Source organism: Pseudoalteromonas sp. SR44-2, assembly GCF_014163745.1.
Classification (GTDB): Bacteria; Pseudomonadota; Gammaproteobacteria; order Enterobacterales; family Alteromonadaceae; genus Pseudoalteromonas; species Pseudoalteromonas distincta.
In genome coordinates this window covers 27,412-40,460 of sequence record NZ_JACJDW010000023.1, presented here as the reverse complement: position 1 = coordinate 40,460, position 13,049 = coordinate 27,412, and the positions used below count along the sequence as shown (strand labels likewise).

The following is a 13,049-nucleotide window of genomic DNA, read 5'->3' as shown; positions in this document are numbered from 1 at the left end:
AGTAGATAATGAACAAATTTAAGCTCTTTTTAATGAGTTTCAGTTTACTGTTTTTAGCCGTGGGTTGTTCAACTGTTAATAAGTTTGTGCCTCCTTCTACGGATCTAAAAATTAATGTGTCTAAAAATGTAAATCCAGACACGTCAGATAGACCTTCACCGGTAGTAATGAAAATTTTTGAGCTTAGCTCGAGAACAATTTTTGATACTCAGGATTTCTTTAGCCTGTATGAAACACCTGAAAAACTATTAGGCCCAGACTTATTAAAAAAAGATGAATTAGAATTACAGCCAAACTCTGTTCAAGAATATAAAATGAGCTTAAACCGCAATACACGATACGTTGGTGTTGTTGTCGCGTACAGAAATATCGATCAAGCACGATGGAGAGCTGTAATCGAAGTTGACCCAACTGGCTATGACGATATAGATGTAAATGTTGAAGCAATTGCTACATACATGAGAGAGCAGTAAAAAAGGATTTGTACAATGAGTGATAACACTCGTGTTGCCTGGACCGAAGGAATGTTCTTAAGGCCGCAACACTTTCAGCAGTCAGATAAGCATTTTTCGCATTTAATTAAGCAAATTTGTAATGGGAATTTAGCAGATCCTTGGGGCATACTTGATATAAGTATCGATACTCAGCTATTAAGCTCAGGCCAATTTGCTATTGAGTCATTGTCAGCTATTACCCCTGATTTGCTACCTATCGATATGCCTCAATCTACCTATTTGCCTGAGCCTTTAGTGGTAGGCAAAGATGTTTATGATGAAATAATTTATTTAGCGGTTCCTGCACTAAAAGCCAGTGGTATTAATATTTCATCTTTAGATGAGGATATTGTTACGCGTTATAAACTAAGCGACTTATCTGTAAGTGATGACTCTTTAGGTGCACAAGCTCAAGAAATTATTCAAGTAGCTAAGGTATTTAGTAAGCTAGTATTGTCATCAGACGACCATGCAGGCTATATATTATTGCCACTTGCACGCATTGTTGAAGTTAGCAGTGAAGGTCAAATTAAGCTCGATCCAAAGTATATACCAGCATCGTTAAAAGTCGGTCAGTGTAAGCCATTACTTGGTTTAGTGAGAGAGATTGGCTCAATGATCAAGCAGCGCTCAGAGAGTATTGCTGTTAGATTGTGCCAAGGTTATGCGGGAAGTACCTCTGTAGCTGATTTTATTATGCTGCAAACATTAAACAAGTATGACGCTGTTTTTGAAAACTTATTATCAGTTAATAATCTTCATCCAAGCGTTCTTTATACTCGTCTAATAGAGCTTGCTGGTGAGTTATCTACTTTTAGTACAGTAAACAAAAGAGTGCCTAAATTACCTAAGTATGACCATAAAAACTTAGGCCCGGTATTTAGTGAAGTAATAAACTTTTTATACCAATCTTTAAGTCATGTAATTGAGCAAACTGCTACGGAAATAAAGTTAGAGCAAAGCAAGTTTGGTATTTCTTTTGGTGCGCTCAAAGACAAATCAGTACTTAGCTCAGGTCAATTTGTATTGGCTATTAAAGCCAGTGTTCCTCACGAGGAGCTTCGTAAGATATTACCTTCTCAAATTAAAATTGGTAGTGTTGAGACAATCCGAGATTTAGTAAATAATCAAATCCCAGGTATTACAATCAGTAACTTACCAACGGCACCGCGTCAAATTCCTTACCATGCAGGTTTTCATTATTTTGAATTAAATAAACATGGCGAGCATTGGGCAAAACTTCATTCAAGTGGTGGTATTGCTATTCACTTGTCAGGAAATTACCCCGAGTTACAACTAAGCCTGTGGGCAATAAGAACTTAACTTTTAAAAGGAAGAGTTTCAATGGACGAAACCATTATAAAACCACGTCCTGGTCGATTAGGGCGTGATGCCTCAAATAATCCTCAAGTAGATAATGATCCAGACAAAACAGTCATGTCTGTTGAGCCTGTTGCAAGTAGTATTCCTAGTAATGCAAAGGTTTCTATATTTAGAAACCCATTAATGGAAGCCGCAACAGACTGTTTCTCTTTGGTTATTTCAATTAGAAAATCAGTTGAGATGACTAACTTAGCTGCGTTAAAGCATCGATGTGTAGAGGCTATCAAACGTTTTGAAGTCGAACTACGTAATCAAAATTTATCAAAAGATGTAATCAAAAACTCTCGTTATTGTTTATGTGCAATTTTAGATGAATCAGTTTTAAACTCTAAATGGAGTTCTATGGAATGGGCTGACGAAAGCTTGCTTTCGACATTTCATAAAGAAACTTTTGGCGGTGAGTACTTTTATACTTTACTTGATAATGCATTGACCCAGCCTGAGCAACACAAAGCCTTTTTAGAGCTGCAATACCACTGTTTAAATTTAGGTTTTAAAGGTAAGTACAGACTAGATACTGTGGGTGACAATAAAGTAGAAGAATACCGCTCACAAATGTACCACTTATTAAATCAATTAGATGGGCCAATCAATAATAAGCTTTCTCCTAACTGGAAACAAAGAGTAGCCGCTGGCGTAGAATTAAGAAATCAGGTGCCATTGTGGGTTATTTTTTCTGTTTTAGGCTTACTTTTACTTACCGTTTATTTATTTATAAATATGAAGCTAAATGATGATGTTATGGCTGTTAGTGACAAGCTTGCAATCATTCATCCTGTAGCTGAAGACCAAGCAGTAGATAAAAAAGATCAGCAGTTACTTGTACTAGAGCAGCTATTACAAACTGAGATTCAAATGGGGATTGTGACGATAAAGAAAAATATCGATAGGATCAGAATCTCAATTAATAGTGAGAGCCTTTTTAATCAAGGTGACTCTAAATTGTTACCTTCATTTCAGCCTATTTTAGAAAAACTAGCGTTAAGCCTTGAAGGAACCAAAGGACGTATTTTAATAACCGGCCATACAGACGACACACCAATTAGAACTGATAAGTACCCTTCTAATTGGCACCTTTCTTTAGCGCGCGCAACGCAAGTTGCAAACTCTATGGCTAAAAGTACAAACCTCAGTGGGCGTTTATGGCCCGAAGGTAAGGGCGCAGCAGAGCCTATTGCCAGTAATTCAGATTCAGCTTCTCGGTCACTAAACCGACGAATTGAAATCGATTTATTATTTTAAGAGGCTGAAATGAGTTTTTCACAAAAAATAAAAAAAGTGACCTACGCACTTACATCTCGTACGGCAATGCTAATTATTGGCTTTTTAGCTTTATCATTATTAATTTGGTTTGGCGGCCCATTAATCGCGATAGCTGACTATGTACCACTACAAAGTATTGCAGCAAGACTGTTTACTATTATATTGGTTTTATTGGTTTTTTCTGTGTCTAAAATTTATCGTCTTGTGCAACAAAGCAAACGAGACGAAAAAATGGCTGATGAGTTAATTGATAGTAATAACGATACAAATAGCTCTGAAGTAAATGAAGAAATTACTACGCTTAAAACGCGAATGAACGAAGCTATCGATCTTTTAAAAGACGTAAAGCTGTTCAAAGGTAAAAATATTTACCAGTTGCCATGGTACATAATGATAGGCCCACCAGGGGCTGGTAAAACTACCGTAATTCATAACTCAGGACTTGATTACCCGCTAAAAGACAAACTAGGTGTTGACTTGGTTCATGGTGTTGGCGGTACTCGTAATTGTGATTGGTGGTTTACCAATAAAGCAGTTTTAATTGATACAGCTGGGCGCTACACAACGCAAAGCAGCCATGCAAAGCATGATTCACGTGCATGGGAAGGCTTTTTAGGATTACTTCGTAAGTACCGTCCTCTTAGGCCTATTAATGGTGTAATGATCAGTATGGGTATTTCTGAGCTGATGAGCCAGACCAAAACTGAGAGAAACCTACATGCTCGCGCTATTAAACAGCGCTTACAAGAGCTGCAAAGCCAATTAGGCATGACCTTTCCTGTTTACGTTATTTTTTCTAAAGTTGATTTAATTGAAGGTTTTAGAGAGTTTTTTGGCGAATTAACCGAAGAAGAGTGTGAGCAGGTTTGGGGCGTAACCTTTGAACTTGATTTAGATAAAGACACGCAAGTAGATGCTTTCAACAAAGAATTTCACTCATTAATTTCTAAATTAACTGAAATGTTAAATCGTAGATTAATTAATGAAAGAAACGAAGAAATTCGCGCTAAGATATTTGAATTCCCTAGGCAGCTTCGTGTTTTACAAGGTGTAGGAGATGCTTTTTTAAAAGAAATATTCACTCCTAATGCATACGAAGAACTACCAATGTTTCGTGGTGTTTACCTCACAAGTGCAACGCAAGAGGGTACCCCATCTAGCTTTTTAAACGAAGCAAACGCAGGTGAATCTGGATACATTAACCAATCTAAAAGCTTTTTTATAAAGAACGTATTAGAAGGTGTAATTTTTCCAGAGCAAAACTTAGCAAGCACTAACAAACATCATGACAAGCAAAATAAATGGCTTCGTGTTGGTAGCATATCGCTTGCATGCATAGCTTTATTTGGTTTTTCAACATCGTGGTACTTTAGTTTTGCTTGGAATAGTAACTTAATTTCAGAGACTGAAGATGCGATTGCAACGTACCAAGAGCTTGATACAGCCTCATTTGACCGTAATAACTTACTTGTACTAAACGACAGATTAAAGGCTCTTAGAAACTTACCTGCAAGCAACCCTGAACTTGTTAATACACAAGAGTCTAAATCAATTGGGTTTGATAAACTAAATGAAATAAAAATGGCTTCTACACAAGCCTACGACCGTTCATTACAAACGTATTTAGAACCGTTTATTGCAAGTACCTTAATTAAAGAAATGGAAGCTCATCCTGAGCACTTAAGTTATTTATACGAAACACTTAAGTGTTACCTCATGTTGTTTCAGCCTGAATACTTTGAAAGTGAAGATATAACGGTTTGGTTTAACGCTTATTTAGAGCGTAACTTACCAGGCGATAAAAATATGCAAACCAGAGTAGAGCTGATGGAGCATGTAGCTACATTACTTGAAAACGGTGTTAGCCAAATTGAAATTGATAATCAAGCAGTACGTGTTGCGCGAGCTGAGCTAACTAAGCTACCAATTGCTGAGCGAGCATATCAACGATTACAAGCCGACTTCCTAGATAGCAGTATTCCGCCATTTAGGCTTACAGACATTATTAGTTTTGAAAGTGCGCAAAAATTTACTTTTAGAAATGACGGTGAGCTTACGCGAAGTATCCCTGGCTTATATACATTTAATGGTTTTCACGGCATTTTTAATGTTGAGAAAAGTAAAATGCTTGGCAATTTAATGGCAAGTAGCTGGGTGTATGGTGAAGAGGCAACGGGCACTTACGATATTTCTAAAGATGAGATTGAGAAGAAACTAGAGCAGCGATACTTTCAAGATTATATCTATTATTGGCAATCATTTATTGATGATCTGAGCCTGAATCAATATAGCTCTCCGGCTGAGGGGGTTAATATTACTGATGCCTTAGCTGGCTCTGAAGCGCCTATTAAAAATATTATCACTGCAGTACAAAAAAATGTGCAGCTAACTAAATTACCAGTATCTGATAACCAAAAGGCTGCAGGTAAAGTTGCAGCAAATGCTGCTGAAATAGCTATGCAAACCAAAGCTAATCGTATCAAGCGATTTTTACCTGACGAAGCCCCTAAATTTGATATTAAATTACCGGGTCACCAAGTTGAAGAAGCCTTTGAAGATGTAATAAAAATTGATGCTCAACAATTAGATAATATTCAGAAAAATCTAAGAGAGTTAAACGTTTACTTAACCAAACTTGATAGAGGCGATCAATTAAAGTCGTCAATTAAAGACCAAATTAGCGGTAAAAGTAAGCCTAGCTTTATTCGTCAGCTTGAGTTTCAAAGTCGAGATTTACCTTACCCGTTTAATAGTTGGCTGTTAGATATAAGTAGAGATACTAGTAACATAACTAAAAATAGTGCCAACAGACATTTAAACGAGATGTGGAAAAGTAAGGTGCTACGCGAATATAACGCTGCAATTGTTGGCCGTTATCCGTTTTCTCCATACGCAGAAAAAGAAGTGAATATGAAAGATTTCACTCGATTTTTCGGCCCAGGTGGAACAATTGATAGCTTTTTCACCAATTATATTGCGCCAAGTGTAGATATGAGCTCAACGCCATGGAAATTTGAAAAAGATATAGGTATTAGCCGAGATACATTAGCGATGTTTGAACTGGCGAATCAAATTCAAACAGTCTTTTTTGATGGCGGAAGTGCAACACCAAGAATTGAGTTTGGCTTAAAACCATTAGAATTAGACCGTACCATCTCTAGCTTTATGCTCGAAATTGACGGTCAGTCAATGACTTACAGGCATGGTCCACTTAGAGTAACAAATTTTGTATGGCCTGGAGCAAGTGGCCAGAGTAAAACACGAGTTGTATTTACTCCTCCAAATGGTGGTCGTTCTATAAATACAACTTACCAAGGTGAATGGTCGCTATATCGCATGTTAGACGAGTTAAGTGCTAAAAGAGCAAAAACACGTGAAGACTTAGAGTTACATTTTTCACTCATGGGAAACAATGCGAAAGTCGAGTTATTGCCTAAATCAATCAGGCATCCATTTTGGAATAAAAGTGTAGAGAAGTTTTCATGTCCGACCCGATTATAAATATTGGTTATCTTGGCAAAGTACCTAGTTTAGGTGATTTTGTACAAGATAGCGTTTCGAAAGAGTTTTCAGAGCATTGGGAGCAGTGGCTGCAAGCAGCCATTGCAGTGAGTAAAGAACAGCTAGGTGAAGTATGGCAAGATAATTACTTAATTGGACCAGTATGGCACTTTGCATTATCGCCAAACATTGTTGGTGACAAAGGCGTTATGGGGACTCTATTACCGAGTATGGACGCAGTAGGTAGACACTATCCCTTCACAGTTGCTAGCACATTAGAATTTGCACCTATAGATGTTTTAAACTCAGGTGTGTTTTCTTTAGAGTATGAAGACACTGTATTAAAAGTGCTTGATAGTTCGGTTGATTTATTCTCTTGGCGTAAAGAGGTTGCTAAGTCTCTAAGCTCTATAGCAGGAGTTAAAAAGCAGGTTAGTTTTTTAAATTCTGTAGATAAAAATAAAAGTGCAGAAGCATTTGAGTTCTCAGGTGATGAGTTATCAAGTCAAGTCCTCCAAGATGCAATGCATGCTCTTTTGTTAAAAAAACACGGTGATTACAGCGTTTGGTGGACACATGGCTCTTATAATATAAAACCTATGGTACTCATAACGCCTGGCTTGCCTGCGGTAAATCAAGTTGCAGCAATGTTAGATGGAAGGTGGAAACACTGGGAATGGAACTTTACACAGGTAAAAAATAGTGATTAGCAAGTTTAGTACAAGTTATGCAATTACCCACCGAGGCGCTGTGAGGCAGCTTAACGAAGATGCGCATGTAGAGATAAATAACCATAACTTATGGGTTGTCGCAGATGGGATGGGAGGTCACGAAGCAGGTGAAGTTGCCAGTCAGCTTGTTGTAGATGTAATAAGAGCAAAAGTTGAAGAGCTACCACTTGAGAAGCTTGAAGTATCTCACATAGTTGAAGCCATTGAAGATGCGAATAGGCAATTAAACGAATATAGCGCCCAATATTTAGGTAGCAAAACCGCAGGAAGTACAGTTACTGCCTTATTTCTTAAAAATAATAAGTACTATGTTTTGTGGGTTGGTGATAGTCGAGCTTATATGCTTCGAGATGGCCAACTTAAGCAGATATCGCGAGATCACAGCCAAGTAAACGATTTAATTGATGAAGGGATTATTTCAGTTGAAGAAGCCAAGACACATCCATTATCAAATGTAATCACAAGAGCTGTGGGTGTAACTGCGGATGTAAAAGTAGACGTTATTCAAAATGAAGTAAAAACGGGCGATATATTTTTACTTTGTTCAGATGGGCTCACCGGTGAGTTGTCTGATGAAGACATATGTTTATCACTAGAGCCTAGTAGCATTATTGATTCTGGTATGGCGCTTATGCATTCATCATTAGTTAGAGGTGCAAGAGATAATGTGACCTGTATTTTAATTAAGTACGATGAAGGATACGCTGGTCATAAATCAGAAACATTCAACATTCAAGATGAAGCTACTATCCCGCTTTTTTCTAAATAACGATTTTAAGTTAAAAAATTTGGTTTGTATTTTATATTTGAGTTTTTACTTTAATTACATCTATTAATTAATAAGTATATTAAATTTTAATTGTTTATATAAAGGCAATAATTAAGGTTTAAACTCAATTGTAACTAGGCTTGTAATTTATTATAAAGAATGTAATATGAAATCCGCTCCGCTTTATTGGAGTTTTATGGATAATTATTAGGACGACGGAATGTTTTTATTTGAAGAGTATATTTCCCCTATTTCAGACACCGAGGTTGCAGGTATTGATCCTCGCTCAGATGTCTCGCCTACGTCGACTTATTACGCCTTAAAAGATTTAAGAAACCAGCTTCGCGCAGCAGAAAGAAATGCATTAGTGGATGAAGAAGGTATTTCCTCACTAGCAAGAGATTGGCTTCCTTTATTAGAGCAATGTAGCAAAGCAATAAAAACACAAAGCAAAGATATCGAATATTTAGCTTGGTTTATTGAAGCACTTTGTCGAATTCATGGCTTCAAAGGCTTAGCTTTTGGTTTTAAAGTTGCTCATAACTTGCTCGACAATTATTTTGATGAATTATACCCGTCACTCGATGACGATGATGAAGTGTCAGACAAAGTATCTGCATTGGTTGGCCTCAATGGTTCAGCAGGCGAAGGTACATTAATAATCCCGATAAAAAGTATCTATCTGACCGATAGCGCCAGTATGGAGTCATATTCTTTTTGGGAATATCAGCAAGGCTATGATATTTCTCGTTTAACAGATGAGAAAAGAGAGAAAAAGCTTAATTTAGGTGCTGTTGACTATGAGCTCATTGAAAGAAGTGCTGCAGAAACAAGTACTGAATTCTTTGTTACTTTAAAACAAGACATTGAAAACGCGATTGAGCAATTTGCTTTATTAAGCGAAGTATTGGATAGAGTAACTGGACAGCCACAGCCAACATCAAATATAAAACAAGCATTAGCAGTTAGTCTTGCTGCTGTTGAGCATGTTGCTGCAGATAAGCTTGAAGCTGCTGATAAGGCAAAAGCTGCATTAAACGAAGTGCAAGAAGTGGTTCAAAGTGAAGACGACGACGGTCAAAGTGTTACAGAGCAAGTTGTAAAAGTTAATCACGAAATTAACTCAAGAGAAAGTGCGATTAATAAACTCAAAGAAATCGCTACTTTTTTTAGAAAGACAGAGCCGCACTCACCTATGTCGTACACCATAGAACAAGTAATTCGATGGAGCGAATTGTCGCTGCCTGAATTATTAAATGAATTAATTACAGATAGTGATGCTAGGACTGGGTACTTTAAGTTGTCTGGCATTAAAATCAGCGAAACTGAAACATAAGTAAAAGGAGTTCTCTATGAGTATCCATGATAAATTAAAACGAGTTCGTAAGCCTCGCGTACACATCACTTATGATGTGGAAACTGAAGGCACTGCAGTAAAAAAAGAATTACCATTTGTTGTTGGTGTTATGGGCGACTTCTCTGGTGATAACACAGAAGCATTAAAACCACTTAAAGATAGACGATTTGTGCAAATAGATCGTGAAAACTTTAATGACGTTTTAAAGCGCATGAGCCCTTCACTAAAATTATTAGTTGATAATACGCTTAATGATGATGGTTCTGAATTTGAAGTAAAACTTAACTTTAAATCGATTGATGACTTTGAACCAGCAGCTGTTGTAAATCAGGTTGAGCCATTACGTAAATTAATGGAAACACGCAACAAGTTACGCGATTTAATGACTAAGATTGACCGTTCAGAAGAATTAGAAAACGTGCTTGAAGAAGTACTAAGCAACACAGCAAGCTTAGATACAATCGCAAAAGAGCTTAAAATAGAGGAGACTGAAAAATGAGTACAGAGCAACTAAGTACTGAATTAGAGTCTACCTCAGAAGCAACGTCTTCACTATTAGAGCAAGCTATTGGCGCAACTAAGCAAACCGATGCAAGCCGTGCAGAAGAGTTACTTAAAACACTGACAGAAGAAGCCTTAAAAGGGACTGTTCAGTGGAACAAAAACATGACAGTGACGTTTAATGAAGCAATTCAATTAATCGATCAGAAGATCTCAAAACAGCTAAGTGTAGTAATGCACAGCGAAGAGTTTCAAAAGTTAGAAGGCTCTTGGCGTGGATTGCACCATTTAGTAATGAATTCTGAGACAAGCTCTACACTTAAAATTCGTATGCTAAATATGAAGAAAAAAGAACTTCATAAAGATTTGAGCAAAGCTGTTGAGTTTGACCAAAGCCAAACATTCAAAAAAATCTATGAGTCTGAGTTTGGTACTCCAGGTGGCGAACCATACGGTACTATCGTTGGTGACTTTGAGTTTACTAACCACCCTGAAGATGTTGAAACATTAAGTCTAATGTCTAATGTTGCAGCCGCTGGTTTCTGTCCATTTATTGCAGCTTCATCGCCATCATTATTTGGTTTTGATAACTGGGAAGAGCTAACCAAACCACGTGATTTAGAAAAAGTATTTGAATCTCTAGAGTACACTAAGTGGCGTTCATTCAGAGACAGCGATGATTCGCGTTTTGTTTCATTAACTATGCCTCGTTTCTTATCTCGCCTACCTTATGGTGCGGCTTCTAAACCAGTTGAAGAATTTAACTATGAAGAGTTTGAAGTTGAACCAAAAGATGGCCGTTCAGTAAGTACTGATAACAGTGATTACTGTTGGAGTAATGCAGCCTACGCTATGGCAACAAATATGACCAAAGCATTTGCTCAATACGGTTTCTGTACTGCAATACGTGGTGCTGAAGGCGGCGGTAAAGTAGAAGGTCTTCCTACGCATATCTTCACAAGTGATGATGGCGATCCAGATCTTAAATGCCCAACTGAAATTGGCATTACAGATCGTCGTGAAGCTGAATTAAGCAAGTTAGGTTTCTTGCCTCTTTGTCATTACAAAAATACAGATTATGCAGTATTTTTTGGTGGACAAAGCTGTCAAAAACCACAAATTTATTCAACTCCAGATGCCACAGCTAATGCGGCAATATCTGCACGTCTACCTTACCTTATGGCAACGTCTCGCTTTGCTCATTACCTAAAAGTAATGGCGCGTGATAAAATTGGTAGCTTTATGGAAGCTGAAGACGTTGAGTCTTGGTTAAACCGCTGGATCCTTTCGTATGTAAATGCGACTGAGGGTGGTGGTCAAGATATCAGAGCACGTTATCCTCTAGCAGATGCAAAAGTATCAGTTAAGGAAATTCCAGGTCAACCAGGTGCATATAATGCAGTTGCATGGTTACGACCTTGGCTACAAATGGAAGAGCTTACTTCTTCTTTACGCCTTGTAGCTAAAATTCCAGAGATCGGTTAATTAACTGATCTCGAGCGTTAAGGATAATGCAGTAGAATGAATCACGAAGAGTTTTCATTTATAAATCAAGACTTCGCTTTTGTACAAAAAGCGCAGTCTAGAATAAGTGATAATGAGGCTTTACTCGATAGGTTTTTAAACGAAAAAAACCTAGATAAAGCCTTGTTGTTATGGCTTGAAGGCTCTTCAGATTCACCTATATCTTGGACTAAAGAATCACTTGGTCCTTATTTACAGCGCGTAATTGTTGAACTCGATCAACTCATTTCAGAACAATTAAACCTCATAATTCATAATGATAGATTTCAAAAGCTAGAAGCCAGTTGGCGTAATCTTTGGTGGCTGATACTTCAAAGCGAACAATACGACAAAGAAAATAAAGTAAAAATAAAAGTATTGAACTGCGATTGGGCAACACTCTCTAAAGATGTAAACAAAGCTATTGATTTTGACCAAAGCCTATTTTTTCAACTACTTTATCAAAGTGAGTTTGATAGCGCAGGTGGCGAGCCATTTGGTGTAGTAGTAGGTGATTATGAAATTAGTAACATGTGCTCAGCAGGCACAATTTATAATGACATAGACACAATAAAAGAAATATCTAGAACCGCTGCCGCTGCTTTCTCTCCATTTATTTGCTCAGCTTCTCCTAACTTATTTGGTGCAGATAACTTTTCTGATTTAGGCTATTACGCAGACTTATTTGACCAGTTTGAACAACCCGAATACGCTAAATGGCAGAGCTTTCGAGCGATGGAAGAATCTCGTTTTATTGGGCTTACGCTTCCTCATATATTAGTTAGACCGCCATATAGCAATGATGGAAAGCGTCATCAAGATTTTTACTTTAAAGAACAAATTAAAGACCCTGAAAGCGATATGCTTTGGGGCAATGCAGCATATCAATTTGTATCTACCTTAATAAGAGCATATTGCGATAGTGGCTGGTTTGGGCACATTCGCGGTATTGAGCCGGGTAAAATTTCGAAGGGTCTGGTTACAGGGCTTGCGAGAGACAGTTTTGCAAACGACACTTATCAAAAAGAAGCAAAGCCACCACTAAACTTATTAGTAACAAGCAAATTTGAAAAGCAATTTTCTGAACTTGGCTTTATTCCAGCATCATCAGTGACTAATACAGAACACATTGTTTTTTATAGTAATGCATCGGTTCAAAAAACTAAAAACTATGAATCAAGCGCCGCTAATATTAATGCGCGCTTATCTTCAATGCTGCAATATATTTTATGTGTATCTCGTTTTGCTCACTATTTAAAGCTATTAGCTCGAGACCGTGTCGGCTCTTATAACACGGCACAAGCTTGTGAGCGAGACCTACAAGCGTGGATAAATAATTATACAACGGCTTCAGACTCCTCCTCCGAGCATATAAGAAGTAAGTACCCGTTAAGTAATGCCAGAATAAAAGTCAGTGAAAATAAAGCCAATCCAGGGCATTACTTTTCTGTTTTACAATTACAGCCACATTTTCAATTAGATCAGATGATCTCCAGTATTAAATTAATTACAGAGCTCAGTCCTCATCATAAAATAAAGGAATAGTC

At 37.5% G+C, this 13,049-nt stretch carries 10 protein-coding genes; all 10 read left to right on the top strand.

Translation table 11 applies throughout. The annotated features are described in order from the left end of the window. The first annotated feature begins 8 nt into the window (after positions 1-8). The 10 genes from tssJ (at position 9) to tssC (H5115_RS14100) (ending at position 13,047) form a co-directional block, all read left to right on the top strand. On the top strand, positions 9-473 hold the full coding sequence (tssJ, locus tag H5115_RS14145; protein ID WP_182755898.1) for a type VI secretion system lipoprotein TssJ: 465 nt from the start codon (positions 9-11) through the stop codon (positions 471-473). Positions 474-488: 15 nt separating this feature from the next. Further along, positions 489-1,817 (top strand): type VI secretion system baseplate subunit TssK, encoded by a 1,329-nt coding sequence (gene tssK / locus H5115_RS14140; RefSeq protein ID WP_182755896.1) that lies wholly within the window; start codon positions 489-491, stop codon positions 1,815-1,817. A 21-nt stretch (positions 1,818-1,838) separates the two neighbouring features. After that, complete coding sequence (gene tssL / locus H5115_RS14135) at positions 1,839-3,119, top strand: type VI secretion system protein TssL, long form (RefSeq protein ID WP_182671926.1); 1,281 nt, start codon at positions 1,839-1,841, stop codon at positions 3,117-3,119. Between the two features lie 9 nt (positions 3,120-3,128). Beyond that, the gene (gene tssM / locus H5115_RS14130) at positions 3,129-6,641 is read left to right on the top strand and encodes a type VI secretion system membrane subunit TssM (RefSeq protein ID WP_182755894.1); all 3,513 of its coding nucleotides are present in this window, start codon (positions 3,129-3,131) and stop codon (positions 6,639-6,641) included. Further along, entirely contained in the window at positions 6,623-7,351 is a 729-nt protein-coding gene (gene tagF, locus H5115_RS14125) for a type VI secretion system-associated protein TagF (protein ID WP_182671928.1), read from the top strand. The genes tssM and tagF overlap by 19 nt, the downstream gene beginning before the upstream one ends. Next, complete coding sequence (locus tag H5115_RS14120) at positions 7,344-8,141, top strand: PP2C family serine/threonine-protein phosphatase (RefSeq protein WP_024595081.1); 798 nt, start codon at positions 7,344-7,346, stop codon at positions 8,139-8,141. Before tagF ends, H5115_RS14120 begins: the two co-directional genes overlap by 8 nt. Positions 8,142-8,361: 220 nt before the next feature. Next, positions 8,362-9,477, top strand: a complete 1,116-nt coding sequence (tssA, locus tag H5115_RS14115; protein WP_154902980.1) for a type VI secretion system protein TssA — start codon at positions 8,362-8,364, stop codon at positions 9,475-9,477. A 16-nt stretch (positions 9,478-9,493) separates the two neighbouring features. Continuing rightward, positions 9,494-9,997 carry a type VI secretion system contractile sheath small subunit gene (gene tssB, locus H5115_RS14110; protein ID WP_024594566.1) on the top strand — a complete coding sequence of 168 codons (504 nt, stop codon included), beginning with the start codon at positions 9,494-9,496 and terminating at the stop codon, positions 9,995-9,997. Further along, positions 9,994-11,484 (top strand): type VI secretion system contractile sheath large subunit, encoded by a 1,491-nt coding sequence (gene tssC, locus H5115_RS14105; protein WP_058547845.1) that lies wholly within the window; start codon positions 9,994-9,996, stop codon positions 11,482-11,484. The genes tssB and tssC (H5115_RS14105) overlap by 4 nt, the downstream gene beginning before the upstream one ends. 36 nt (positions 11,485-11,520) lie before the next feature. Further along, positions 11,521-13,047, top strand: a complete 1,527-nt coding sequence (tssC, locus tag H5115_RS14100; protein ID WP_024594568.1) for a type VI secretion system contractile sheath large subunit — start codon at positions 11,521-11,523, stop codon at positions 13,045-13,047. The last annotated feature ends 2 nt before the right edge of the window (positions 13,048-13,049 follow it).

Coding starts and splice junctions, on each gene's coding strand:
- tssJ (WP_182755898.1), top strand. CDS start 9: ATGAACAAATTTAAGCTCTTTTTAATGAGTTTCAGTTTACTGTTTTTA.
- tagF (WP_182671928.1), top strand. CDS start 6,623: ATGTCCGACCCGATTATAAATATTGGTTATCTTGGCAAAGTACCTAGT.
- tssC (WP_024594568.1), top strand. CDS start 11,521: ATGAATCACGAAGAGTTTTCATTTATAAATCAAGACTTCGCTTTTGTA.
- tssC (WP_058547845.1), top strand. CDS start 9,994: ATGAGTACAGAGCAACTAAGTACTGAATTAGAGTCTACCTCAGAAGCA.
- tssK (WP_182755896.1), top strand. CDS start 489: ATGAGTGATAACACTCGTGTTGCCTGGACCGAAGGAATGTTCTTAAGG.
- tssL (WP_182671926.1), top strand. CDS start 1,839: ATGGACGAAACCATTATAAAACCACGTCCTGGTCGATTAGGGCGTGAT.
- tssM (WP_182755894.1), top strand. CDS start 3,129: ATGAGTTTTTCACAAAAAATAAAAAAAGTGACCTACGCACTTACATCT.
- tssB (WP_024594566.1), top strand. CDS start 9,494: ATGAGTATCCATGATAAATTAAAACGAGTTCGTAAGCCTCGCGTACAC.
- tssA (WP_154902980.1), top strand. CDS start 8,362: ATGTTTTTATTTGAAGAGTATATTTCCCCTATTTCAGACACCGAGGTT.